This window comes from Acinetobacter sp. ANC 4173, assembly GCF_004331255.1.
GTDB lineage: Bacteria > Pseudomonadota > Gammaproteobacteria > Pseudomonadales > Moraxellaceae > Acinetobacter.
Genome location: NZ_SJOF01000006.1, coordinates 1 through 26,551 on the forward strand (window position 1 = coordinate 1; position 26,551 = coordinate 26,551).

Here is a 26,551-nt window from a genome sequence, read left to right on the forward strand (position 1 = left end):
ATCAGTAAAAATCCACACAAGTTGTTCTTCATAATCTCTTAATGATCTTCTTGATGACTCGTCATCATCAAGCTAGGTCGGCTATGTTACTCTAATTTCAATCAAAGTCAACAGGTTTTGTTAATTATTTTTAAACCCCTTCAAGACTTCCAGATTCTACCGCTTGGGCTAAATCCTTGTTTCTCAACAAGTTTTAATCAACATCACCGCCGATGGATGTGCATTCTACAGTATTCCCAAACCGTTGCAATACCCTTTTTAAAATTAAATTATCAAGCGTTCTTTTTTTAACCACAAAATACTATTTCTAGCGTTGCTATCTCTAAATATGAGAACTATTTTTATTGACTAGTTTTAGCTACAATCATTAACTTATTTCACTTATTCAATAAATTACTTGAAATGGTTAACACTAAAATAAAGGTTTATGTATTTATTTTCATCACTGTGTTGATGTCAAAGCCTGTATATGCCGTTTCTACACATAATATGTTTATTATCACCTTATCTATCTTAAGTTATGCGAAATGGAATACCCCTACTCCAGCTTTGTGTGTGATTGACAATCCAAACTACGCTGTGCAATTTAATCAAGCTATTCGCTTGCAAGGTTATCATTACAAAATTTCATCGATTCGTTTAAATGAATTAGATAAGTCTTCGTGTAATGCCATTTTTTTATCGACATTTTCACCACAAGAAGAACAGAAAATTATTCACAGTCAAAGACAGGATCCTCCCCTCTCTTTTAGTTCGACCAACCAAGCCTGTGAAATTGGAAGTGCCTTCTGCCTTTACACACGTAATAACAACACCTCATTTAAAGTGAATTTAGACAGTTTAAGTCAATCCAAAGTACGAGTTGATCCACGTGTGTTATTGCTTGCGAAAGCGGCGGAGCAATAAGAATGACTAAATTTTCCCACATGACCTCCCTGCAATCTCTGTTTAAACGCTCACAACTGGCGATGTTTGCTTTAACTTTTTCGATTTGCACGCTTATTTTTATTGTCGTTTCCACCTACACCATGAACACTTATGCAAAGCAAAGCTTAAATATTCTTGCAGAGTCATTGAGTGAGCGTATACAACCCGCAATGGTATTTAATGACCGCATCACCATCCAGCAAATTTTAAATAACTACACTACACAATATTCTATTCGCTCCATTCAAGTTCTTGATCCCTCAAAACATGAAATTGCAAACAGCAAACAAACGGTTCAATCATTCCAAAACACTCAAAGTATTTTAGATCGTTTATTTTTTCAACAACCCATTGAGATGGCTATTCGGCATAATCAGCAGTATTACGGTTCGATCGTGGTCTATGGTAGTTCGCAAAGCCTGTTAGATTTTTTCTTTAAAATTTTAATCGGCTTATGTCTGGCTATTATTTTAATTTTATTTGCACTTCTTTGGTCTGTCCGCTCGACATACCAATATTTAATGCGTTCTATTCACCCACTGGTTTCTACTGCACGCGAAATTAGTGAATTTAAAGCCTATCAACTGCGCCTGCCACATTCAAATATCAAAGAACTACAACAACTGAATGAGGTATTTAATGAATTGCTAGATAAGATTCAAGCATCAACCCAAAAACTACGTGCGGAAAATGATGTATTGGCTCATCAAGCATTACATGACCAACTCACACAACTACCTAACCGTCATTATTTTTATCAAACACTCTTGGCCAGCTTTGAACAATCTCCCAAGACCACCTCTGCATTATTTTTTATTGATAATAACAACTTTAAAGAAATCAACGACCAATATGGTCATTTGGCGGGTGATGCTGTATTACAGGAAATGGCTAAACGATTGCAAAACAGCTTAAGACAAGATGATTTTATTGCACGTCTGGGTGGAGATGAGTTTGCTGTCCTCATTCGCAACGTGTCCAAGACCGAGCACCTCAGCAAAATGAGTGAAAATTTATTGAAATGCTGTGAACAGCCGCTTCATTTTGATCAACACCAGATTTATTTCAGCTTCTCCATCGGGATTGCTTCAACCGAGCAAGCGCATAGTCCTGAAGATCTCATCACGGCCGCCGATAGCGCAATGTATAAAGCAAAAACATTGCAACAAGGCTGGTACTTCTCTCTACGTTAGGAACTTTACAATGATAACCCTTTCCCGCCCTATTAAACTCGCGCTCATCCTATTGCTCAGTAGCGTTTTGAGTGCGTGTGCCAGTTGGGGACATTTAAACTACAAGCAAGCTCGCATGCTGAAAAAAGAGGGCTTCGTATTAACTGATGAAGGCTGGAGTTTACGCTTACCCGAGCGCTTATTATTTGGTTTTGACAGCTATGAGATTAAAGCTGAGCAAACTGACGAACTTACGCGCCTTTCAACACAGTTACAAAAATATAAGCTCAATAAAATTAAGATTGTTGGTCATACCGATGATATTGGTGACAGTACTTACAATCAACTTTTGTCAGAAAAACGCGCGACCAGTGTATCTACAATTTTTCTTCAAACAGGCTTTCAACCCAACAATCTTCACACCATTGGACGAGGTTCTTCACAATCCCTTGTAGAAAATAGCTCTGATGAAAATCGTGCGACCAACCGTCGTGTGAATATTATTATTATCCCTTAATATTTGAATCACTAAACTATATTCAAGTTATAAAATAACTTACAAACCTATCAACACTCATCATATTTCAGGTTGTCTAGCAATTTGCCTAGATAACCTTTTTTTGATTTTCAATACTTGAAACATAAGGTGGCAATTACTCTAACCATTATGATGCAGATTTAAGGTGATCTGATGTTGGCTTATTAAATTTCAGACATAAAAAAACCGCTTAACGCGGCATCTTTATCTCGACCATTTTAATAAATGGTCGGAGCAGTAGGATTCGAACCTACGACCCCCTGGTCCCAAACCAGGTGCACTACCAGGCTGTGCTATGCTCCGAAATTGGGGTGAATGACGGGATTCGAACCCGCGACAACTGGAATCACAATCCAGGGCTCTACCAACTGAGCTACATCCACCACTATATAGTTCTACAATATCAAGCTACCAAATGGCGCGCCTGACAGGATTCGAACCTGTGACCATCCGCTTAGAAGGCGGATGCTCTATCCAACTGAGCTACAGGCGCATGACCGATGATACTAATATCATATGATACTTTGCCTTGAAGAATTGGTCGGAGCAGTAGGATTCGAACCTACGACCCCCTGGTCCCAAACCAGGTGCACTACCAGGCTGTGCTATGCTCCGATTCATCTCAGCTTTTACCGTATCGCACATCGTGCGGTACGGTGTGCATTCTAGGCGTGACGCCCGAGAACGTCAACACCTATATTTAAAAAAAGTTAAAAAAACACATCAACCGTATAAATATCAAGCATTTCTGATATTTTTTATACAAATTTTAACGTTTTAAGCTCGCACTGAAGTTAAGCATACGATCTAAAGGTAATTTGGCACGTTCAGCCAAGGCTGGATCAACATGAATTTCCTGATCGCCTTGCTGTAATACTTGCAAAATACCATCCAATTCATTCATCGCCATCCAAGGACAATGTGCACAAGAACGACATGTCGCTCCCTCACCTGCCGTCGGTGCTTCAACTAAAATTTTATTGGGTACCGCTTGTTGCATTTTGTAGAAAATGCCGCGATCTGTCGCCACGATTAAACGTTCATGCGGTAAGGTCTGTGCAGCTTTAATCAGTTGCGAAGTACTTCCAACAGCATCTGCAATATCAACCACAGACTCTGGCGATTCAGGATGAACCAAAACCGCAGCATCTGGATAGAGTGCTTTCATATTAGCAATACCACGGGCACGGAATTCTTCATGTACGATACATGCACCATCCCAAAGCAGCATGTCTGCACCCGTTTTCTTTTGAATATAACGACCCAAATGCTGATCGGGTGCCCAAATGATTTTCTCACCCAAGCTATCCAAGTGTTCAATAATTTCGACGGCACAACTAGAAGTCACGACCCAATCTGCACGTGCTTTTACAGCAGCAGAGGTATTGGCATAAACCACGACAGTATAATCAGGGTGCTGATCACAGAATGCAGTGAACTCATCGACAGGGCAGCCTAAATCGAGTGAGCAGGTTGCTTCTAGCGTCGGCATCAGTACCGTTTTTTCTGGGGAGAGAATTTTTGCAGTTTCCCCCATAAATTTCACACCTGCTACTACCAAGGTCGAGGCTGCATGATCACGACCAAAGCGCGCCATTTCCAAGGAATCCGATACACAGCCGCCCGTCAACTCTGCCAATTCCTGAACTTCAGGGTCGCAGTAATAATGCGCGACAAGAACAGCATCACGTTTTTTCAATTCCGCTTTGATTTGTTCAAATTTTTCCTGTTTGGCTTGCTCAGTCCAATGATTGTCTTTTGGCTCGCCTAAACGGTCTAAATGCGCCTGCACAATCAATTTTGCGTCATTGGCAATTAAATTGGTCGCATCATTCATAAAAACGTCTTCTCTATCCCAGCTGCTTGTTCACAAGCGGTGCATCCATAACACGGTCAATTTAGCATGATGCTGAATTTGACCAGTCATTCAAAACTTTACTTGGTAAAAAAGCCTCACAACGGAGGCTTTTCTTCACTCAAATGCCATTAAGAACGGTAATCCGCATTAATTTTGACATAGTCATAAGATAAATCACAGGTATAGACCGTGTCCTTCGCTTGACCGCGACCTAAGTCCACCCGAATGGTAATCTCTGGTTGTGCCATTACGCGTGCGCCTTCGGCTTCCGTATAATCCGCTGCAGCGCCACCATCCTTACAGATTTGTACATCATCTAACCAAACCTGAATTTTTTCAACCTCTAAATTTTTTACTCCAGCATAACCAATGGCCGCCAAAATACGTCCCCAGTTTGGATCTGAAGCAAAGAATGCCGTTTTTACTAACGGAGAGTGCGCAATACTATAAGCAATATCACAACATTCTTGCGTGTTTGCACCACCTTCAACAGCTACCGTCATGAACTTGGTTGCACCTTCCCCATCACGCACAATCAGTTGTGCTAAGCGTTTCATGACACGAACAAGGACTTCAAGCACTGCTGCATAACGCGCATCTTCTGTTGATGTAATTTCAACACCACCTGCTTGACCCGTGGCGACAAAAATACATGAGTCGTTGGTCGAAGTATCCCCATCAATGGTAATGCGGTTAAAAGATTGATTCACAGCAATCTGTAACAATTGTTGAACCAATGCACGTGAGATTGGTGCATCCGTCGCAACATAGCCCAACATGGTCGCCATATTAGGACGAATCATGCCAGCACCTTTAGAGATACCCGTCATGGTATACACAACACCATCTAGCTCAAACTGCTCAGATGCTCCCTTAGGTGTGGTATCTGTGGTCATAATGCCAAATGCAGCATCTGTCCAAGCATCTTCCTGCACACTGTCTAACGCGGGCTGTAAACCTGTAACTAAACGTGGCAATGGTAATTGCTCACCAATCACACCCGTGGAAAAAGGTAAAATTTGTTCTGGATTAACACCTGCCAATTTCGCCAATTGCACACAAGTTTCTTGGGCATTTTGCATTCCCAAAGTGCCAGTACCAGCATTGGCATTGCCGGTATTAATAATTAAGTAGCGTGGGTTTCCTATGGCTAAATGTGCCTTAGACACATGTACCGGTGCGGCACAAAATGCATTTTGCGTAAAAACACCTGCAACATTTGACCCTTCGGCAAATTCAAAAATGACCAGATCACGTCGGTTCTGATAGCGAATATATGCTTCGGCCGAACCGATTTTTACACCTTTAACCACATGCATCTGTGGCATAGTAACGTCACCCACTGCCATTTTTAAATGTCCATTTCGTTGTTCAAGTAAGTATCACAGCTTAGTAGAAATGTAGCTAAAAATCGAGGTGTTTCAGGCAATTTCCTGCGTATTCCGATTACTCAACGCAAAATTATTTTTAGCTCAATCAAAAATAGCATGTCGTTCACTTCAATTAGGCTTGAGCGAAAACTTATGCATAAAAAAAAGCAGCTCGTAAGCTGCCTTTTGGTGTATTGACTTAGTTTGCAGCCAACTGCGTTGAACTACCGACAAGGGTTTGTTTCGCTTGTTCTTGGCTTTCCACCGAAAGTGCTGGGTTTGTAGCGACAATACGAGTTGCCGTTGCTGTGGTTGCAGCACTCACTGCTGCTGTTTTTAAGATGATTGGACGCTGTTGTGGATTTGGAAAAGCATATTTTATTCCTGTGCGCGGGCTCATTACCGTCACATTAGTATCGTGTACGGTGGCTGATGCAGTTGTTGCACCTTGAGCAGCCTGCACTTTTGCAACCGTTGTTGTTGCAGGCGTATTTGCCATAGCCAAAGTCGGGATTGCCAAAACAGCAATGACTAAAGGTCGTAATAATTTTTTCATTATCTTTCGCTTTTCAGGTTCCAATGTGCAACTTAATACCACTTAATAATAGACACTGCAAACCTTATTCACATCTTGAAAATATTTAACTACAGTTCTCACAAAAACAAAAAACCCTTGCATTACTTCAAAAAGATAGAAGTGATACAAGGGTTTACTTTAGTCAGTTGATAAAATTAAATTTTACCGTGACATTGTTTATATTTTAAACCTGAACCACATGGACAAGGTGAGTTACGGCTTACTGGTGCAACTACATTGTGATCTTCCGCTGGGCTGAAACCTGAATGTTGCTCCGAAGTAACTAACGAAGTCACTTCACCTGTTAATCCATCCACTTCATCATGCGAAAGATTCAATTGCATTGCTTCGGCTTGTGCTTGCTTCTGTGCTTCCATCGCAGCTAACTCTTCTGGCGTTGGCACATGTACACGAGATAAATCAGTCACCACATCCGTTTTAATCACAGCCAACATATTGACAAATAAGTTGAATGCTTCTTTCTTGTATTCTTGCTCAGGGTTCTTTTGTGCATAACCACGTAAGTGAATCCCTTGACGCAAATAATCCATTGCCGCCAAATGATCTTTCCAATGACGATCTAAGGCACTCAAAACAAAATGACGCTCAAGCATGGCTGCCGACTCTGGCCCCATTTGTTCACGACGTGAACGGTAGCGCGAGACAATCTCATCAGTAATACGATCAACCAGTGCTTCTTCATCGAGACGACGCTCGTTTTCCAACCAGTGATTGACTGGTAAATCAACGGCAAACTCTTCACGCAAAGCGCGCTCAAGTCCATCAATATCCCACTGGTCATGAATCGACTCTGGTGGAATATAGTTGGCAATCACCGCTTTCATCACTTCATGATGCATTTCTTCGACATACTCTTGCAGGGTATTTTCTGCCAGAACATCATCACGTTGTGAATAAATAATCTTACGTTGTTCGTTATTGACATCATCGTACTTCAATAGGTTCTTACGAATATCAAAGTTACGGGCTTCCACTTTACGCTGCGCATTTTCAATAGAACGCGACACCATTTTGTGTTCAATCGCTTCGTCTTCTTGCAAGCCCATGGCACGCATCATGGCAACCACACGGTCACCCGCAAAGATACGCATCAAGTCATCTTCAAGTGACAAATAGAAGCGTGATACACCTGGATCACCTTGACGTCCCGCACGACCACGCAACTGGTTATCAATACGGCGTGATTCATGGCGTTCAGAACCAATAATATGTAAACCACCCGACGCCAAAACCATTTCGTGGTTTTGTTCCCACTCTTCTTTTAAGCGAGCTTCATCTTCAGGTGTATGATTTTCAATTTTCGCGAGTTTAGCTTTCCAGTTACCACCTAAAATAATGTCGGTACCACGACCTGCCATGTTAGTCGCAATGGTTACCGCACGTGGTGAACCTGCTTGGGCAATAATATCGGCTTCACGTTCATGCTGCTTGGCATTCAGTACTTCATGCTGAATACCTGCTTCTTTCAGCTTTTCTGACAAAATTTCAGAGGCTTCAATGGTTGCCGTACCAATCAAAATTGGCGCAACACCTGCTTCATGCACACGTTGAATTTCTTGAATAATCGCATTGTATTTGCCATTACGATTCAAATAGATTAAATCGTTTTGATCCTGACGAATCATTGGTCGGTGCGTTGGAATAATCACCACATCCAAACCATAGATTTCTTTCATTTCCGCCGCTTCTGTATCTGCGGTACCGGTCATGCCTGACAATTTTTTGTATAAACGGAAATAGTTCTGGAAAGTCGTGGTTGCCAAAGTTTGGTTTTCTGGCTGAATTTCCAAGCCTTCTTTGGCTTCTACCGCTTGATGTAAACCTTCAGACCAACGACGACCTGGCATAGTACGACCAGTGTTCTCATCCACAATGATGACTTCACCTTCATGGATGATGTAATGGACGTTACGTTGATACAAGAAATGCGCACGAATCGCAGCCGTCACGTGATGCACCAAGTTGAGGTTAGATGCTGAATATAAGCTCTCACCTTCAGCCAACAAACCCATCTCAATCAATTCATTTTCAACAGTTTCAAAACCAATTTCGGTCATTTCTACCGAACGTTGTTTTTCATCAATCCAGAAATGACCGCCATCTGCAACTTTTTCTTCTTTTTGCGCATGCAGTTTGGGTGGAATGGTATTGATCGCTGCGTAAAGCTGAGAAGAGTCGTCACTTTGACCCGAGATAATTAACGGCGTACGTGCTTCATCAATAAGAATTGAGTCCACTTCGTCAATAATGGCATAAATCAAACCACGTTGTTTTTTCTCTGCAAGCGCAAACACCATATTGTCGCGCAAGTAGTCAAAACCAAATTCATTGTTAGTACCGTAAGTGATATCTGCACGGTAGGCATCTGCTTTTTCCGTTGGGTTCTGCATGGAATAAATAATCCCAATGCTTAAACCCAAGAATTCAAACAGTGGACGGTTTAACTCGGCATCACGCTGAGCCAAGTAGTCATTCACTGTGATGACATGCACGCCCTGACCACTGATCGCATTCAAATAGCACGCCAGTGTGCCCATGAGCGTTTTACCCTCACCCGTACGCATTTCAGCAATTTTACCTTCATGCAGGGTAATACCACCAATCAACTGCACATCATAATGACGCATACCCATGACACGTTTTGCCGCTTCACGACAGACAGCAAATGCTTCAGGCAATAATTTATCGAGGCTTTCACCTTTGTTATAACGTTGTTTGAATTCTTCGGTTTTTGCAGATAAGTCTGCATCACTTAAGGCAGATATCGTCGGCTCGAGCGCATTAATCTTGTCTACGATTTTACGCATGCGTTTGAGTTCGCGCTCATTTTTGGTACCGAAGATTCCTCCGATCAGACTTGCCAACATGAATAGACTCTCTAAATCTTGCTTGTCAATGAATAAATTTTTTCTCAGACGTTATTATGGTGCTAGAAATTTGAAGTACAAGGGTTTTGCACAAAACCAATAAAAAAATTCTGATCACAGGTTCTAGCCACAGATCTAAGGCGAATTAATGTAACAAATTTCAGCCAAGCGATATAGAGCGTTCATCTTGAATGGCAGGATATTTTCCAACCTTGATACAACTCTTTTATTCTTTATTGGCATAAGTAAATGCAAAAAAGCTATTTTTCAGCGTAAAAGAATTGCGCGATAGTCTTACTTAAATCAAATACACAAAACAATTGAGGTAAATAAAAATGTCATTACGTTTAGGCGATATTGCACCCAACTTTGAGCAAGATTCAAGTGAGGGAAAAATTAATTTTTATGATTATTTAGGTGATAGTTGGGGCATTCTGTTTTCCCATCCCGCAGACTACACGCCTGTATGTACGACCGAACTGGGCTACACCGCGAAGCTAAAAGATGAATTTGCTCAGCGTGGAGTCAAAGCGATTGCATTGTCAGTCGATGATGTCGAATCACATCATGGCTGGATTCAGGACATTAATGAAACCCAGAATACTACGGTCAACTTCCCGATTATTGCTGATAAAGATCGTAAGGTCTCCACCCTATATGACTTTATTCATCCCAATGCCAGTGAAACCTTGACGGTACGTTCTTTGGTGATTATCGACCCAAATAAGAAAGTCCGCTTAATCATTACTTATCCTGCGTCAACAGGACGTAACTTCCACGAGATTTTACGTGTTATTGATTCATTACAACTGACTGATCATCATAAAGTTGCGACCCCTGCCAACTGGACGCATGGCGATGATGTTGTGATTGTGCCTTCTTTACAAGATGAGGATGAACTCAAACAACGCTTCCCGAAAGGTTATACCGCAGTAAAGCCTTATTTACGTCTTACTCCACAGCCGAATCTAAAATAAAACGTAGTCTTTCCAACGTTCATGAGAACCTGTCTGCGGACAGGTTTCTTATGCTTCACCAAAGGTCGACCAAGTTCTATTTGGTATTTTGGTCACAGTCAGTTATAAATACAGCAAACCATTTTAAGAATAACGACTGTGATTCATAACATTCACCATTTACACTGCGGCACCATGTGCCCTGTTTGCGGCCCCTTATTTGGGCAAAAAGGATTCCATGCTCATGTGATCTGTCATTGCTTACTGTTAGAAACAGACCGTGGATTGGTTTTGATTGATACAGGTTTAGGTATGCAGGATCTCCTTCATACCAAAGCCCGTCTTGGCAACATGATTGCGCGGTTTGGTAAAATTGAAAACAATTTAGAACTGACGGCCATCGCACAAATACAAAAATTAGGCTTTAACCCCAAAGATGTGCAACATATTTTTGTCTCACATTTAGATTTTGACCATGCTGGTGGTATCTCTGATTTCCCTCAAGCGACGGTACATGTGCTGTCTTCCGAATACAATGCTACACAAAATTTGAACCATTACAAACGCAAAGCGCGTTATAAAGTAAAGCAGTTTCAACAACATCGTTACTGGAACTTTATTGAACCCATTGCTAACGATGACTGGTTCAATCTCAAGCAGATTCGCAATTTTGATTTATTTGAAAATGACCTGTTGATGATTCCGCTCTTGGGACATACCGCAGGACACAGTGGTATTGCTGTTCGCGACCAAGATCAATGGTTACTGTTCTGTGGAGATGCCTACTATTCACATTTACAACTTGATGGTCAGCACAAGCTCAGAACCTTAAATCAAGTGGAACAATTCTTTGCCGAAGATAATCAAGCACGTGTGGAAAATTTAACACGATTGCAAACCCTGTCCCAAACCCATCCTGAAGTTCAACTCATCTGTGCACATGACCCTGTAGAATTGGCCCGATACCAATGAAAATTCAAACCCGTATACTTTATAGCTGCCTATGTCTCAGCACGTTAAGCTTTACTGGTTGTATGACCACGCCTGCACTACCGCTCGAAGCTCGACCAACAGAATGGGGAACCTTAATCAATCAAGCTGATAATTTTTATCAAATCAGTGCTGATGTCTTTCGTAGTGAACAACCCAATACAGAAATGGCCACAGCACTCAAAGCTCATGATATTGATGTTGTGATTAATTTAAGATCGCGCCATCAAGACCCGCAAAATTTGAATGCGCAAAATTTTAAATTGATGCATATTCCCATTCATACTTGGGCTATTGATCGAGAAGATTTATTGGCTGTGATGCGCCAAATTCAATTGGCAAAAGCACAACAACAAAAAGTACTTATTCATTGTTATCACGGTTCAGATCGTACAGGTGCCAGCATTGCCATGTATCGAATTATCTTTGAACAATGGAGTATTAATGACGCTTTACAAGAAATGAAATATGGAGGCTATGGTTTCCACCCCATTTGGCAAAACATCGAAAATTTATTTACCCCTGAAAACGTAAAATGGATTCAAGAGCAACTCTCGAATCCATCTTAAAGCATGACTGAAATGAACTAACGACGATCTAAAGGCACCCAATCAATAACCCATGCGGACGTCATATTCAAGCTCGCATCGGTGGTAATCTTTTTACGGGTCACATCTGCAACATCACGACTTTTGGCAGGTCCAACCATAATTCGAATACCTTTCGATGTTGGGCTTTGTACCACCTTATAGCCTTTCGCCTTTAACTTGGAGATTACGCTATCAGCATTGGCAGCATTAGCCGCCAGTGCCACTTGAACCATCCACTGCTTATCACCATTTTCGAGTAAGTCTCTTGCCTTGTCGGCTTCAGCTTTCTTCTTGGCATCTTCTTTGCGTTTTGCTTCAGCTTCACGCAATTTCTTTTCTTCAGCAGCTTTGGCTGCGACTTGACGCTCTAGATCTGCTTTACGCTGTGCCTCTAATTTACGTTGAGCTTCTGCCTCACGCAATTTTTTATCCTCAGCAGCTTTCGCAAGCACTTTGCGTTCTTCATCTGCCTTACGTTGAGCTTCTGCCTTTAGGCGCTCTTCATTACGTTTTTTATCAGCTTCAGACGGTTGTGGTGCCTTCTGCTGATCTAGCTTCTTTTGTGCAGCAAGCTTTTCCTCCGCTAGGCGCTTTTGCTTGGCTTTTTCATCTTCAACCAATTCAGGCGGAATGTTATCTGAACTTTGCTGTGCACCCGTCCGTGCCGCATTTAATGCTGCATATTCTTCAGCTGCTTTACGTGCAGCATCGGCTTCTGCCTGCTGTTGCTGTGCTAAAAACTCTGCTGCACGGGCTTCTTGCTCTGCAACCGCCTTCTCACGGGCACGGCGTTGCTCTTCAAGCAAACGCTTTTCCGTTTCAACATCAACAGTAAGACCTTGCAATTGCACCATACCACTGTCTGGTTTTGCATTTTTTTGCTGAACTTGCTCGACCAATTCAGGGTGTTTGATATTATTTTGATGTATTTCTTCTTTACCTTTCAGAAGCAAGGCTGCCAATAAAACACCACCACCTAATAAAACAACACCACCCATCCAGCGTTGTTTGTTATTCATTGACATTCTTCCAAATACTCCCAGACTGCTTCCAAAGTATGAAATGATCCACATACCAAAATCAGCTGATTATTTTTAGATTCATCGAGGGCTGATTGGAAAGCTAATTGAACATTAGTGAAATGCTGTACTGTCTGTTGTTGTAATGCGTCATCGAGTTGGGCAATTTCCGCAGCTCGCGGCACCGCTAATGGTGCAACTTTCCACATTAAAATACTATTTTTCAATGACTCAACCACAGATTTAATATCTTTATCGGCCAACATTGAAAAAACAGCAACCACTTCTGTGTATTGTTTATTGTATTTTAGGAAATTTCGCAATTGCTTTAACAAAAAATCAACGCCATGTGGATTATGTCCCGCATCAAAAATGACGGTTTTATCGGCAATTTGACGAATTTCAAAACGTCCAGACAACTGCGCCTGCTGAATTCCCTGTGCAATTGCTTCTTGTCGAATCTCTAAGCCACTCAACAAAACAGCAGCAACAGCGGTAGAAATATTTTCTAATGCCAAACGCCCGAGTGGTAATTTTAACGTGGTGCCAGAAGATGCAAATAACCAATGTTGCCCATCTGCACTTGGCTGATAAAAATAATCGCGTTCAGCAGCAAATAGTGGTGCATGACAGTCTTGAGCTTTTTTGGCAATCGCTGCTGGTAAACTTTGTAATCCACCAAAAATAACAGGAATATTAGGGCGAATAATGCCAGCCTTTTCATAGGCAATTTTTTCGATGGTATCGCCTAACCAATCGGTATGATCTAGACCAATATTGGTAATGACTGCGACATCTGGATCAATCACATTGACCACATCCAAACGCCCACCTAAACCTACCTCAAGCACCCAGACATCACAAGCTTGCTGTTTAAAAATCAAAAAAGCGGCCAACGTGGTTGCTTCAAAGAAAGATAAACTCAAATTGCATGCACGACGTGCTTGATCGACCTGTACAAAAGCCTCAATCAAACTTTGGTCATCTACTTCCTGACCTGCCAGTTTAACCCGCTCATTAAAACGATAAATATGCGGTGACTGATAGAGTCCAACCTTGTAGCCTTGGGCATTTAAAATAGCAGCCAAGGTGGTTGTGGTTGAACCTTTACCGTTGGTGCCAGCAACCGTAATCACTTTCGCTTCTGGTTGCGTTACACCAAGCATTTCAGCGACGGGAACGACGCGTTCTAAACCTAAATCAATTCCCGTAACGTGAACATGGCCCCAATACGAGAGCCATGTGTCTAAATTATCTTGTACAAGTGGTGCAGTATGGTTCAAGGTAAATTCATCAATTTAGTCACAATACGATATACAGTATCACGTAATGCATGACGATGAACGATTTGATCGACTACACCATGATCAAGCAGGTATTCAGCACGTTGGAACGGTTCTTCCAATTTCTCACGTACTGTTTGCTCAATCACACGTTTACCCGCAAAACCAATCATTGCTTTCGGCTCTGCAATATGCACATCACCCAACATCGCCAATGAAGCGGTTACACCACCATATACTGGATGGGTTAACACCACGATGTACGGTAAGCCTGCTTCTTTTACACGTTGAATTGCAGCTGATGTACGTGCCATTTGCATTAAAGACAACATGCCTTCTTGCATACGCGCGCCACCCGATGCGGCAAAACAGATGAATGGTTGTTTAAGTGCAATTGCGCGCTCAGCTGCTTGTACAAAACGATCGCCAACAACGGTACCCATTGAACCGCCCATAAAGTCGAATTCAAAAGCACATGCTGTCATTGCGACATCTTTCAATGTACCTTGCATCACGATTAAAGCTTCAGATTCACCTGTTTTCTTTTGCGCTTCAACCATACGTTCTGGGTAAGGCTTACTGTCAACAAATTTAAGTGGATCTTTGGCAACAAATTCTTGACCTAGTTCCGTTTTAACTTGGTCAAAGAACCATGTTAAACGATCACGCGCTTTCATGCGTAAATGTTCGTCACACTGTGGGCAAACATAAGCATTAAATGTCATTGCAGTGCGTGTCACCAATGCATGACATTCAGGACATTCAACCGTTGGTTCGGTAAACGTTGCTTTGAGTGCTTGTTGCTCATCGGGAACTTCAATGCCTGGAACGCCACGTTCAGTCCACGGTGTCGATGGGCTAAGAATTTTCCCTGATTTCACTTCTTGATTCATACTAACTCATCGAGCGCTGCTCGAAGCTCCTTGACTTTATTAACCGTTTCAACAACGGCTTGTTCTGGTGCCAAGCTTGCAAATTGTTTTACAAATGCACTGCCGACAATTACAGCATCAGCCACACCACCCATTGCTTTCGCAGAAGCAGCATCGCTAATACCAAAACCGACACCCACAGGAATATCCGTCTCTGCTTTAATTTTTTGGATACGTGTTGCAGCTTCAGACGTATCTAAAGTTGCTGCACCTGTTACCCCTTTCAAAGATACATAATAGATAAATCCACTGGCCTGCTTCACCACATGACGAATACGTTCATCCGTAGAAGTTGGCGCAAGTAAGAAAATTTGATCCATTTGATACTTTTTCAGGACATCATTCAGAGCCTGTGCTTCTTCTGGCGGTAAATCGACCAGCAAGATGCCATCCACACCACATTCGTTGGCATAGGCTACAAATTTTTCATAGCCAATCACTTCAACAGGATTTAAATATCCCATTAACACAACAGGTGTTTCTTGGTCTTTTTGACGGAACTCTTTCACCATATTCAACGCATCTAGGGTATTGGTTCCACCAGCCAAAGCACGCTCAGCGGCTAAAGCAATGACAGGACCATCCGCCATAGGGTCTGAAAATGGGAGTCCGAGTTCAATAACATCTACGCCCGCCTCAACCATTTGATGTAACAAAGGTACTGTTACTTGTGGATGAGGATCTCCAGCCATCACATAGGAAACTAGCGCTTTACGCTGTTGAGATTTAAGTTGTCCAAAACGAGTGGCTAAACGTGACATAGGGTTGTACTTTCCTTGAATTATTTAAAACTGAGGAGTTGGTTTTGTAGAAATACAAGACAACGCATTGTAACGCTATTTTTTACACCTTGAATAGAGTTCATGCACTTCCTTTGAATTTCATACGACATCACCTGATTCAGAACAACCCGAAAGCTACATTTACTAATATTTGACGAGTTTTCTCAATGATCAAAGATGCCTAATTTTCGCTTTTATGTAGACCGCACCAACTCCAGAAAATGGCAATTCCGTTAGCTAAAGTCAACGAAATTCAGCTGCTCAGGTTTTACATTTTAATTTTTTAGAAATGATCAAAGCTCCACTATACTACGCGCACTTATTCGCTGTTTTCTAACATTTATGACCTCCGACCCACAGGGTAAAGTGCAAGCCCGAGCGCTTGCACTGCTCCCCCTTATTGTTTTTTTGGCTATCTTTTTGGGTAGCGGAATTTATCACTCCCTGATTGGCACTGAATTTGCCTTTTATCAAATTAAAGCCCCAGTGGCTGCGCTCCCCGCTGTAATACTGGCGGTACTCATTTATAAAGGTCACCTTAACCAAGCCATTGAGACTTTCCTAAAAGGTGCTAGCCACCCTAATCTGATTCTCATGTTTATGGTGTTTATGTTGGCAGGTGCCTTTGCGAGCACCAGCAGTGCGATTGGCAGTGTAGATGCGACTGTCCAACTTGGACTATCCCTCATTCCCCCTGCCTTTGTTTTACCCATGCTGTTTGTCATCTCTGCTTTTATTGCAACAGCCATGGGGACTTCTATGGGCACCATTGCTGCCTGTGCACCGATTGCGTTTGGCTTTGCCCAAGTGACCAATATTGAAACTGTGATGGCGATTGGTGCTGTGGTGAGTGGCGCGATGTTTGGTGACAATCTCTCTATGATTTCAGACACCACCATTGCAGCAACCAGCAGTCAAAAAGTGCAACTCCGCGATAAATTCCGCGTCAATATTTGGATTGCAGGACCAGCGTCTCTCATAACCATTCTGGTGTTTATTTTGATGAGCAAGGACTCTCAAGCCATTCAATATCAAGACTATGATTTATGGCTGATTCTTCCTTATGTTGCCGTATTTTTCTTGGCATTTAGTCGCTTGCATGTTTTAGCGGTATTAAGTATTGGCATTATAATTTCTGGTGTGATTGGTTTAGTACAACAGAGCGGCTTTACCTTACTTAAACTGAATACTTCAATTTATGATGGCTTTGTCGGCATGTTTGAAGTGGCATTGCTCTCAATGCTATTGGGCGGGCTATCAAGCATCATGCAACGTGAAGGCGGTTTAGAATGGCTGATTCAGCGAATTTATAGCCTGACGCGTCTTTTAAAAATTGGACAGCAACGTGCTGGCGAGCTGGGTGTCAGCTTTCTGGTGATCTTTTCGAACTTATTTGTTGCCAACAATACTGTCGCAATTATTTTATCAGGTGATATGGCGCGTGAAGTGGCACAAGAATACGGATTAGATCCGAAACGTGTTGCTGCCCTCATGGATATTTTTTCCTGCATAATCCAAGGCCTAATCCCCTATGGTGCGCAACTACTTTTGGCATGTTCTATCGCCAAACTCTCTCCTATCGAATTGATTGGTTATATTTACTATTGTTGGGTCTTGGCAATTTTTGCCATTTTGGCCATCGTACTCCGCTATCCACGATTGAATCAAAAGATGATCTAATAAGAAGCTTGCTTCATTTTGGCGGTTCACTGAACCGCCTTTTTATCTCACTCACGCAGTCTGAACTGCTGCCGACGCCCTAAAAGCGTCTGTCCTGTCGCCGCCTTATAGGCACGCGCCAAAGCCGATTGATCTGAATACCCCAGTGCTAAAGCCACTTCACTTAAACTGATTTTTTGCTGTAGCAAAATGTCACAACGTTTCATCCGTTCTGCTTCAATAATTTTTTTAAATGAACTGTCAAACTCACTGAGCTGCCGCTGTAAGGTACGTACCGATAAGTGTAGTTCTTGCGCCACCCACTCCAGCTTTGGTACATCTTGATGAAAAATCAGATATTCAGCAACGAGCGCATGTAAATGGGTCATAAGCGTGATATGTGCTGACTTTGCTGCAATCACCTCTTCAGCATGTTTGAGAAGCAAATGATTAAGCGATGGATCCGGTTGCTGAGACTTCAGCAATAAACTTTCACGATTTAACTCTAAGGCATAACGTACTTGATGAAAAAATACATCACAGCCATAAAAACGCTGATAATGATAAACTGCACAACGTGGTGCATGCGCAAAATATAATTTTTTCAATGAAAACTGATCAAAAGAAAAAATCTGTCGAGCCAATTGCACCATTGCCGCAACGGTCATTTCATTAATCAGCACATGTTCATGCTGTGAAAAACCCCAATGAATATGGATACTCTGATCCACTTGTGACATATGCATGGGCACCGTTTCTCGCCCATCAATCACAAGGCGATTAAAACGCAAAATAAACTGTAATGCTTCTGCCACACTGGTACTTTTCGACGCGATATAGCCCAACACGCCAAAATGCTCAGGTTGTATATGCTGCACAATATCGAAAATAAGATGAGGGCAGTTAAGTTGCTGCTCTGTTTGTTGTATTAAATCAATAAATAAAGCATACGATGATTGTGCATCAATCGGTTGTGATAAAATATAATTTAACTGTTGTTTTTGCACTGCCGAGAAAGGAAAGGCAAAACCATCAATATCACGTAATTTAAGATAGCTATGCCATAAATGAAAAAAGCCATTGGGGATTTGTAATGTATACATGGCTCTACCTGTCTGATTGACATTTTTTATTTTCGATATGGCATAAAATGTATAAAAAATGGCAAGTACTGTCAAAACTTCTCCGATAAACACCGACATACTGCTCTTATCGAAGGTTCTATTAGTAAAAAACGATGAATACAATAGTCCGAAATCAAGTTCATCCCGTTGTACGTACCGAATTCGATTTTAAATTGGATCAGGTCCCTCGCTTCTGGATGAACAATGACCCGTTTTTAACCCGTGTATTTGACGCGTTGAGCCTCACTTTTCCTGATGGTGAGCGTTACTTTATTCAATCGGTACGCTTGTTTCGCGATAAAATTACGGATCCTGAATTAGAACAACGTGTTGCCGCCTTCATTCGCCAAGAAGCCCAACATGGCATCGCGCATGAAAAAATGAACCAAGTCATGCGTGGACAAGGCATGCCTGTCGATCAATTTATTCAACGAATTAACCGAGTATTCAAGTTCGAACTTGAAGAGCGTTCTCCTCAATACAATATTGCCATGACAGCAGCGGCAGAGCATTTAACCGCCTTAATGGCAGAAACCTTTTATGGCAAAAAAGAAACTTTAGCCAACGCTCATCCTTATGTACGTGCGCTCTTGGCGTGGCATGCGATTGAAGAAATGGAACATCGGGATGTCGCATTTGATGTGATGCAACAAGTGGGAGAAGTATCAGAGTCAATGCGTCGATGGGCACTCATTCTCACCACGCTTATGATGATTGGCTTTACGCTCTACCGTGCCAATGTCATGTTAATACATGATGGCTTTAGTCGCTGGCAACGCTTCAGTATGATTATGAAGGGGTTGCCGTGGTTCTTTGGTCGTAAAGGCACCCTAACCAGTATTCGTAAGCAATATTTCGATTGGTTTAAAAAAGGATTTCATCCCAGCCAACAACCGATTATTCGTCAATACAATGTATGGGTCGATACCCTTGCCGCAACCGACGACCCTATTCAAGCAGGTGAAGCTTTTTGGCAGGCGGCACAAAGTAAAAAATAACATAAGCAGATCATGCTGCATCTAAATTAAAGGCTCAAATTTAGATGCAATTGAAAGTAGATATCTCTACCATTTCGCATAATGTTGTTCCAAAAGACCATATTCATCGACCAGTACAATTTCTTGATCATCTTGCTGAATCGTTCCACTGACACGTGCCTGCCATTGACTAAACTGGCTACCGACCAATCTTAAGTTCAAATTTTCATAACGACGCCAACTGGTCGTGACGATTAGATTCAGACGTTGATCTAAAGAACGAATATTCCAATGCCCCTCCTCCAGATGCTCAAATAAAATATCCGTCAATTGAAACAACTGACCATTTACCCACAGGCAATTCTCATTACCAAAACTTTCATTGACACCAGAGGCTAAATTCAGCCCAATTCGTTGATGATTGGTATCCCAGAAATTACAAGACAACCAAAACCAAGCCGTTTCTGGTCGGAGAAATCCGCATGTATCATCTAAAGAAGCAAAAGTCTTATCGTGAAATTGTACGACTTCATTCTGCTTATTAACAAAATAGCCTTCACATCCCAAGGTGGTCAGTTTTTGGGTATAAGTCCAACCATTAATTCCGGTTGGACTACACATGCTTAAGGGTTGTGTTCCTGCACAGAAAATACGGGCATTCAGTTTAATTTCGCCATATTTAGTTACACGGATATAACGCACCCCATTAGCATGCTGCATTTCAATTTGAAACGGCGATTTATGAAAAAAACTTTGGTTATATAAAGGCTGCTCATCTAAAAGTGTGTTACGGGCCAAGAAATTAATGGCATTCCATTCCATGACGTCCTGAGTAAGATGGTTATAAACGTAAAAAAAACCATGCCCTGCCCATGCAATATCGGCAATGGCTACCCCAATGGTGTAATACTCGTGTTGAATGGAACAAAATTTAAATTTTTTATATTTTAAACGTTTACGCCAACCCTCTAACACCTCTCCATAAGGAGTTTTATATTGGTATTTTTGAACGTCAATATTTTGAGGTAATGCATTAAAGCGGCCATAATGTGGCTGCCCATTCGACTGAATTAAATCCATTTATCCAATTCCATTTCACATATCGCTAGATCTGCTTTGATCTATAAGCATGTCACATTAAGAATTTTTTTCGTTCTTTTTATGCTGCAAGTGTCGATCATTTCTTACTCACACCATGTTAGCATAAAAAAATAGCATCTCAGCACAGCATACTTAAAATGTTGAAAATTAAACATTTAACATAAGATACGTATTTTCCCACGTGTTTGCCTCAAACTCGGCTTCAACCAAGGCTACATAGCGTCCATGTATAGAATCAATGGCAATACAGTCATCGACGTCTAAAACACGATCTGTATGTTGCTTTTGCCACTTTTGATCAAAGTGTTGTTTGCCAAGGTGTTTGGCTTCTGTGGCATGAGGAGTAACGACCAACACATAACGATGTAACTCGCCAAATTCACGTGTGTCATAACCACCTAAATTTATGAGCCACAATTTTTCATCTGTGACTTGAGGCTGCGCATCGCTAAACTGTATTTGGTATTTTTTTCCTAGACTTTCGACACCATTCACTTGCATCCAAGCATCAATATGTAAGCCTTTTTGTTCACCAAACCATGCATTTTTAAGTTGTGAATAACTATCTTCTAAACTGTCAGCGACTGCAAATACAACATCATGGACTTCTGTATTGGCGCGGGCATGACGGCCACCGAGCATGACGATATATAAATTTGACATTAATTTACCTACTTCGCACTTATTAATTTTTTATATTCCATAATTTCTAACCCCTCCTGTACATAGATTGCCCCTCCACTAATTCCTCTAAAAACAGTAGCTGCATTAACAGTATAAGCATCACAATATTTTAAGATATCAATAGCCCATTTACATGGAACCGAAACTTTAATCAGGGAATTAATCTTTTTCTCTGCTACTAATTCATTTAAGTTTTGAATTTGTTCATATTTACTTACCCCCTCATCAAAAGTTAATCTAGCTCCTCTCATAATTTTTTGACGGACTAAAGTAAAGCAACCTTGCTGGGAAGAAATATTCTGATTTATACTTTTCGGCACTTCAATGATTTCAAATATTTTTTCATTATATTCATTGAGTAAGTTCTTCTTCTCCGTATCAAAAATCCATATTGACATGAACCCATCTAACTTTTTCATTTTTATAACTTGAGATGCTGCAAAATAACAGGCAATTAAAGGATTTTTAGTCCAATCTAAAAACTCTGTATGAACACCATAATGCTGTGCATAAGCAATTAGTTCATATAATTTTGAATCAGGCCATTTAGTGCTATCTCTAACAACCCTATCATCAAAATCCTCTAACCATTCAGATCGAAACTCGAATGAATCAAAAGGTACAATTGATGAATTTAGATCACATCCACGCACAAAATTTTTCAAGTGAACCCAATGCATAAAACAAATACCATCGTACGTATCTGAGAGGATTTCCTTTCTTGATATATTTCGATATAAACTTGGCGTCAACTCCCAACTTGAATCTGCTTGCCCTCTATAAATATATTGATCATTTGCACTTTCCAAATATTCTTTAACATTCTTTTTATCTGGTCGGATTAATTCAATAAACTCTTCTACTGTATCAACTATTAATTCTTTAAATCCCAAACCTTCTTGTATCTCCATCAGTATTCTACCATTCTCCACTTTTCTCCAACTATATATAAAAATAAAGCTCCTAAATCAGGAGCTTTATTAAATAATTTAGATTACATCTCAACCATTTCCACGCCATCGATACGGGCTACAGTCATCAAGTCCTTATCACCACGGCCAGAAACCGTCGCAATAATAATTTGGTCTTTAGACATGGTCGGTGCAAGTTTAGTCACATAGGCCATCGCATGTGAACTTTCAAGTGCTGGAATAATCCCTTCGATATGGGTTAAATCACGGAAACCTTGTAAAGCTTCATTGTCATTAATCGCCACATAATCCACGCGGTGCATATCTTTTAAGAAGCTATGTTCAGGACCCACGCCTGGATAGTCTAGACCCGCAGAAATTGAATGGGTTTCAATGATCTGACCTTGTTCATCCGACATCAAATAAGTACGGTTCCCGTGTAAAACACCAACATGACCAGCATTTAAAGGTGCAGAGTGTTTACCTGTTTCAATACCGTAACCTGCCGCTTCAACACCATACATTTTAACTTCAGCATCATTTAAGAATGGGTAGAACAAGCCCATCGCATTTGAACCACCGCCTACACATGCCACTAAAGCATCAGGTAAACGCCCTGCTTGCTCTTGAATTTGTTTGCGAGCTTCACGACCAATAATCGATTGGAAATCACGAACTAATTGTGGATATGGATGCGGGCCTGCGACAGTACCAATCACATAATAAGTTGAGTCGACGTTGGTCACCCAGTCACGCATGGCTTCGTTCATGGCATCTTTTAATGTTTTAGAGCCACTTTCCACAGGCACAACGGTCGCACCGAGTAAACGCATACGGTACACGTTCATGGCTTGACGTTTCACGTCATCTGCACCCATGAACACCACACACTCAAGACCTAAACGCGCTGCGATGGTTGCCGTTGCGACACCGTGCTGACCTGCACCAGTTTCAGCAATAATGCGTTTTTTACCCGACAGTTTTGCCAGTAAAGCCTGACCAATGGTGTTGTTCACTTTATGTGAACCTGTATGATTCAGGTCTTCACGCTTTAAATAAATTTGCGCACCACCCAACTCTTTCGACCATCGCTCAGCATAATATAAAGGACTAGGACGACCTACATAGTAGGCGAGGTCACGGTCGAATTCTGCCAGAAACTGCTCATCATCTTTCATACGGAAATAGAGCTTTTCTAAGTCTTCTAATGCTGCCATTAGAGTTTCTGACACAAAACGTCCGCCATGGATACCGAAATGCCCATGTTCATCTGGGTATTGGGTATAGTCAATCACATTACTTTGCTGATCCACGATGGACTCCTTGCATGAAGTTATCTATAAGTTGTTGGTCTTTTATACCTTTTGCGGATTCTACGCCTCCGCTGACATCTACAGCATAAGCCCCAGTCGTCTTTATAGCGTCTTCAACATTAGCAGGGGTTAAACCACCCGCTAAAATTAAAGGAATATCAAGCTTGGGGAATTGTGACCAGTCAAAACTGTGTCCTGTTCCCCCTTTTAATTCTGGATGCCAAGCATCTAAAAGCACTGCGCTTGCCCCTACCTGTTGGTAGCGTTTCACTTCTGCCACCACATCCAGTTCAGGTTTCACTTGAATGGCTTTATACCAACGACGCCCAACTTGTGTCGCAATCGCCTGACAGTCTTCTGGTGTTTCATCACCATGAAACTGAATGATATCCAGTGCCACTTGTTTTAGCACATCTGCAATCTCATCCGCAGACGCATTCACAAACAGGCCAACTGTTTGCACATAAGCAGGCACATGTTGAATCAGTTCTTTGGCTTGAGCTGCATTGACATGGCGTGGACTAGGCAGGAAAAATACAAAACCAATTGCATCTGCCCCTGCATTGACCACAGCGTGAATATCTTGGCTACGGGTAATTCCACAAATTTTGGCACGGGTTCGCATAGGTTATAACTCTGGCTCAACCCTATTTATAGCTGATCTATAAATAACAGGGCGAATCATTGTAATGCAATTTTTTCGCCTTGCGTAAAGTTCATCCTGAAAAATCTTTACATCGATTGTTTAATTCGCATACAAACCTTATACTGCGCTCAAATGCAATAAGTCATAGCAATATGCTTTAGGGAAGTTGGTGCAAATCCAACACTGCCCCCGCAACGGTAAAACGAAACGTATGCCTTTATAAGTTTACGCTTACATCACTGCACTCGTGTGGGAAGATGGGTATACCAATATTGTTCGCAATATTTATATTTAAGTCCGGAGACCTGCTTATTGCGCCGTTTAACTCAATCATTCACGGGGGGTGAATGTATGGAGCCAGCATGCCAAATTTATTTCAGCCTACTGCTTTAGTGGGCGCAATCGCTATTGCGATGGGTTTCTCTACGTCTGTATCTGCGCAAGATAACACAAATGTTGTGAATGCTTCTCTAGACACTTTGGTGGTTACAGCTTCACGTTCTGAAGAAAAGATTAAAGACGTTCCTGCACGTATTGCTGTAATTGATGAAAAAACTATTGAGAAAAATCCTACTCTCAATTTATCAGATTTGATTCAGCGTGATCCTTCTGTTTTTGTCAAACAAAGTGGCGGTATGGGACAAATTTCAGAAATTGGACTCCGTGGAACAAAAGCAGTACATACCTTAGTATTAAAAGATGGCGCTCGTTTAAATAGTCAAAATGAGCTTGGTCCACTTTATCCTGCTTTTTTAGATACTTCAGATGTTCAACAAATTGAAATCTTGAAAGGTCCTGCTTCAGTCCAATATGGTAGTGATGCAATCGGTGGTGTGGTTCAACTTATTTCAAAAAAACCTGTGAAGTCTGGTGCAGAATTAACTGGTATCTATGGTGAAAATAACACTTATAAAACCATCGCAAAAGCAGATCTAGTCACCGATCAAGGTTTCTATGCTCAAGTGGGCGGACAGCGCTTAGAAAGTGATGGCACTCGAATTTTCGAAAGCCAAGATAAAGGTGAAAAAGCCAGCTACGATCAAAAAGGCTACAATGCGAAAGTCGGCTATTTCCAAGAAAATCAGATTAATGCTTCTGCTTCGATTAGTGAAAATAAAGGAACCAGTATTTTCAGTAATGACTACATCAGCAATACAGCTCCTCGTAATTTTGTAAATCGTGTCATTAATGCAAAGGTTGATTACAACATTCTGCAAAATCTAATTTTAGGTGCACATTTTGCAAATGTTCAAGACAAGCAAGATGTTCCATCATATTTCACGCAGTACAACACTGAAAACAACCAAAGTGATTTAAACCTGAAATGGAAATTCACGCCAAATCAAAATATTTTAGTTGGTGCAACTTATAATGACGCCAACTACAAAACAAGTTCAATCAAAAACCAAGATCAGAGCGTTAATAGCACAGGTTATTATCTACAACACCAATTTAAAAATGAACTGTTTGATACCCAAGTTGGTCTGCGTGTAGAAGACAACGAGCTTTTTGGAAGCCACACAGTAGGTCAAGGCGCTGTTCGTTATCATTTCCTGCCTAATGCAAGTGTTTATGCCAATATTGGCAGCGCATTCCGTGCTCCGACCCTGAATGAACTCTATTCTCAGTGGGGCGGTAATGAGGATTTAGAACCTGAAGAAAGCATCTCTTATGAACTAGGTTTTGATTATGCTATTACGGATAATCTAGCGACTAGTTTTTCTGTTTATCGCACCAATGTGGATAACTTAATCGTCTATAGTGACGGCATGAATCAAAATGTTGGTGAAGCCAATTTTACAGGCGGTGAAGCTGGTCTGAAATGGAAGCAAGACGATTTATTCTTCGCAACAGAATATGCTTATGTTGAAACTGAGAATAAAGCGACAGGTTTAGAAATTGCCTATCGTCCAAAACAGACGCTTACCATCACCGCAGGATTAGAAAATTCTGTCTATGGACTCAGCACATCTTTAATCGCACGTTCGCATTCAAATGCAAGCAATAGCGCAAATAGTGTAAAAGTCCCAGGTTATGCAACTGTCGATTTCAATGCTTATTGGAACATTAACCCAACGGTTAAAGTCTTTACTAACATTCAAAACATGGGTGATGTGCAATATCGAGAAGTCTATAAGGCCGCAAGCTCTTGGGATAACATGCCAGAAGATTGGTACATCAACGGCGGTCGTTTCGCTTCCGCAGGAGTCACTTTCCGTTATTAATTTAACTTAAAGACTCAAAAAAATTTAAA

General features: G+C 41.3%; 23 protein-coding genes, 4 tRNA genes and 1 riboswitch. Of the genes, 9 read left to right on the forward strand and 18 right to left on the reverse strand.

Features of this window, described 5'->3' with window-relative positions; translation table 11 throughout:
• Nucleotides 1-453: 453 nt before the first annotated feature.
• Genes E0H94_RS08450 through E0H94_RS08460 form a run of 3 tightly spaced genes read left to right on the forward strand, consistent with a single transcriptional unit; the run spans nt 454 to nt 2,616 of the window.
• The gene (locus E0H94_RS08450; RefSeq protein ID WP_227548569.1) at nt 454-906 is read left to right on the forward strand and encodes a YfiR family protein; all 453 of its coding nucleotides are present in this window, start codon (nt 454-456) and stop codon (nt 904-906) included.
• Between the two features lie 2 nt (nt 907-908).
• On the forward strand, nt 909-2,120 hold the full coding sequence (locus tag E0H94_RS08455; protein ID WP_131325998.1) for a sensor domain-containing diguanylate cyclase: 1,212 nt from the start codon (nt 909-911) through the stop codon (nt 2,118-2,120).
• A gap of 10 nt (nt 2,121-2,130) precedes the next feature.
• Entirely contained in the window at nt 2,131-2,616 is a 486-nt protein-coding gene (locus E0H94_RS08460) for an OmpA family protein (RefSeq protein WP_131325999.1), read from the forward strand.
• A gap of 247 nt (nt 2,617-2,863) precedes the next feature.
• Here the strand turns inward: E0H94_RS08460 and E0H94_RS08465 are convergent.
• The 8 genes from E0H94_RS08465 to secA form a co-directional block, all read right to left on the reverse strand.
• A tRNA-Pro gene (locus E0H94_RS08465) sits at nt 2,864-2,940 on the reverse strand.
• A gap of 4 nt (nt 2,941-2,944) precedes the next feature.
• A tRNA-His gene (locus tag E0H94_RS08470) sits at nt 2,945-3,020 on the reverse strand.
• A 33-nt stretch (nt 3,021-3,053) separates the two neighbouring features.
• Nucleotides 3,054-3,130 (reverse strand) — tRNA-Arg (locus E0H94_RS08475).
• 45 nt (nt 3,131-3,175) lie between these two features.
• Nucleotides 3,176-3,252 (reverse strand) — tRNA-Pro (locus E0H94_RS08480).
• 154 nt (nt 3,253-3,406) lie between these two features.
• The gene (gene nadA / locus E0H94_RS08485; RefSeq protein WP_131326000.1) at nt 3,407-4,474 is read right to left on the reverse strand and encodes a quinolinate synthase NadA; all 1,068 of its coding nucleotides are present in this window, start codon (nt 4,472-4,474) and stop codon (nt 3,407-3,409) included.
• Between the two features lie 149 nt (nt 4,475-4,623).
• Nucleotides 4,624-5,844 (reverse strand): bifunctional glutamate N-acetyltransferase/amino-acid acetyltransferase ArgJ, encoded by a 1,221-nt coding sequence (gene argJ / locus E0H94_RS08490; protein ID WP_131326001.1) that lies wholly within the window; start codon nt 5,842-5,844, stop codon nt 4,624-4,626.
• A 220-nt stretch (nt 5,845-6,064) separates the two neighbouring features.
• The gene (locus E0H94_RS08495; protein WP_131326002.1) at nt 6,065-6,421 is read right to left on the reverse strand and encodes a hypothetical protein; all 357 of its coding nucleotides are present in this window, start codon (nt 6,419-6,421) and stop codon (nt 6,065-6,067) included.
• A 176-nt stretch (nt 6,422-6,597) separates the two neighbouring features.
• Nucleotides 6,598-9,330 (reverse strand): preprotein translocase subunit SecA, encoded by a 2,733-nt coding sequence (gene secA / locus E0H94_RS08500; RefSeq protein WP_131326003.1) that lies wholly within the window; start codon nt 9,328-9,330, stop codon nt 6,598-6,600.
• Nucleotides 9,331-9,665: 335 nt separating this feature from the next.
• Between secA and E0H94_RS08505 the strand changes: the two genes are divergently transcribed.
• From E0H94_RS08505 to E0H94_RS08515, 3 genes are all read left to right on the forward strand, one after another.
• A complete protein-coding gene (locus tag E0H94_RS08505) occupies nt 9,666-10,307 on the forward strand; it encodes a peroxiredoxin (protein WP_131326004.1) in 642 nt (213 codons plus the stop codon).
• A 138-nt stretch (nt 10,308-10,445) separates the two neighbouring features.
• A complete protein-coding gene (locus E0H94_RS08510) occupies nt 10,446-11,258 on the forward strand; it encodes an MBL fold metallo-hydrolase (protein WP_131326005.1) in 813 nt (270 codons plus the stop codon).
• Nucleotides 11,255-11,845 carry a dual specificity protein phosphatase family protein gene (locus E0H94_RS08515; protein WP_131326006.1) on the forward strand — a complete coding sequence of 197 codons (591 nt, stop codon included), beginning with the start codon at nt 11,255-11,257 and terminating at the stop codon, nt 11,843-11,845. Before E0H94_RS08510 ends, E0H94_RS08515 begins: the two co-directional genes overlap by 4 nt.
• A 17-nt stretch (nt 11,846-11,862) precedes the next feature.
• Here E0H94_RS08515 and E0H94_RS08520 read toward each other — a convergent pair whose 3' ends face one another.
• From E0H94_RS08520 to trpA, 4 genes are read right to left on the reverse strand one after another with little or no spacing between them, the layout of a single operon-like run.
• On the reverse strand, nt 11,863-12,891 hold the full coding sequence (locus E0H94_RS08520; protein WP_171462058.1) for an SPOR domain-containing protein: 1,029 nt from the start codon (nt 12,889-12,891) through the stop codon (nt 11,863-11,865).
• Nucleotides 12,882-14,168 carry a bifunctional tetrahydrofolate synthase/dihydrofolate synthase gene (gene folC, locus E0H94_RS08525; RefSeq protein ID WP_131326008.1) on the reverse strand — a complete coding sequence of 429 codons (1,287 nt, stop codon included), beginning with the start codon at nt 14,166-14,168 and terminating at the stop codon, nt 12,882-12,884. The genes E0H94_RS08520 and folC overlap by 10 nt, the downstream gene beginning before the upstream one ends.
• A complete protein-coding gene (gene accD / locus E0H94_RS08530; RefSeq protein ID WP_116761552.1) occupies nt 14,165-15,061 on the reverse strand; it encodes an acetyl-CoA carboxylase, carboxyltransferase subunit beta in 897 nt (298 codons plus the stop codon). Before accD ends, folC begins: the two co-directional genes overlap by 4 nt.
• Complete coding sequence (gene trpA, locus E0H94_RS08535; protein ID WP_131263897.1) at nt 15,058-15,861, reverse strand: tryptophan synthase subunit alpha; 804 nt, start codon at nt 15,859-15,861, stop codon at nt 15,058-15,060. The genes accD and trpA overlap by 4 nt, the downstream gene beginning before the upstream one ends.
• A 363-nt stretch (nt 15,862-16,224) precedes the next feature.
• Here trpA and E0H94_RS08540 point away from each other — a divergent pair, with 363 nt between their 5' ends.
• Nucleotides 16,225-17,562, forward strand: coding sequence for a Na+/H+ antiporter NhaC family protein (locus tag E0H94_RS08540; RefSeq protein WP_131326009.1), 1,338 nt, complete (start codon nt 16,225-16,227; stop codon nt 17,560-17,562).
• Nucleotides 17,563-17,609: 47 nt separating this feature from the next.
• On the opposite strand, the gene E0H94_RS08545 is transcribed toward E0H94_RS08540, so the two are convergent.
• A complete protein-coding gene (locus E0H94_RS08545) occupies nt 17,610-18,644 on the reverse strand; it encodes an AraC family transcriptional regulator (RefSeq protein WP_131326010.1) in 1,035 nt (344 codons plus the stop codon).
• Nucleotides 18,645-18,778: 134 nt separating this feature from the next.
• Between E0H94_RS08545 and E0H94_RS08550 the strand changes: the two genes are divergently transcribed.
• Complete coding sequence (locus E0H94_RS08550) at nt 18,779-19,663, forward strand: metal-dependent hydrolase (RefSeq protein ID WP_131326011.1); 885 nt, start codon at nt 18,779-18,781, stop codon at nt 19,661-19,663.
• 66 nt (nt 19,664-19,729) lie between these two features.
• Here E0H94_RS08550 and E0H94_RS08555 read toward each other — a convergent pair whose 3' ends face one another.
• The 5 genes from E0H94_RS08555 to E0H94_RS08575 all read right to left on the reverse strand — a co-directional run bounded on the left by E0H94_RS08555 (nt 19,730) and on the right by E0H94_RS08575 (nt 24,276).
• Nucleotides 19,730-20,722, reverse strand: coding sequence for a DUF2804 domain-containing protein (locus E0H94_RS08555; protein ID WP_131326012.1), 993 nt, complete (start codon nt 20,720-20,722; stop codon nt 19,730-19,732).
• A 168-nt stretch (nt 20,723-20,890) separates the two neighbouring features.
• On the reverse strand, nt 20,891-21,406 hold the full coding sequence (locus tag E0H94_RS08560) for a DUF1543 domain-containing protein (protein ID WP_131326013.1): 516 nt from the start codon (nt 21,404-21,406) through the stop codon (nt 20,891-20,893).
• Between the two features lie 8 nt (nt 21,407-21,414).
• Nucleotides 21,415-22,338 (reverse strand): FRG domain-containing protein, encoded by a 924-nt coding sequence (locus E0H94_RS08565; protein ID WP_131326014.1) that lies wholly within the window; start codon nt 22,336-22,338, stop codon nt 21,415-21,417.
• 83 nt (nt 22,339-22,421) lie between these two features.
• A complete protein-coding gene (trpB, locus tag E0H94_RS08570; RefSeq protein ID WP_131326015.1) occupies nt 22,422-23,651 on the reverse strand; it encodes a tryptophan synthase subunit beta in 1,230 nt (409 codons plus the stop codon).
• Nucleotides 23,635-24,276 carry a phosphoribosylanthranilate isomerase gene (locus tag E0H94_RS08575; RefSeq protein WP_131326016.1) on the reverse strand — a complete coding sequence of 214 codons (642 nt, stop codon included), beginning with the start codon at nt 24,274-24,276 and terminating at the stop codon, nt 23,635-23,637. The genes trpB and E0H94_RS08575 overlap by 17 nt, the downstream gene beginning before the upstream one ends.
• A 143-nt stretch (nt 24,277-24,419) precedes the next feature.
• A riboswitch (cobalamin riboswitch) is annotated at nt 24,420-24,625 on the forward strand.
• 34 nt (nt 24,626-24,659) lie between these two features.
• On the opposite strand from E0H94_RS08575, the gene E0H94_RS08580 reads away from it, so the two are divergent.
• Complete coding sequence (locus E0H94_RS08580) at nt 24,660-26,522, forward strand: TonB-dependent receptor plug domain-containing protein (RefSeq protein WP_131326017.1); 1,863 nt, start codon at nt 24,660-24,662, stop codon at nt 26,520-26,522.
• The last annotated feature ends 29 nt before the right edge of the window (nt 26,523-26,551 follow it).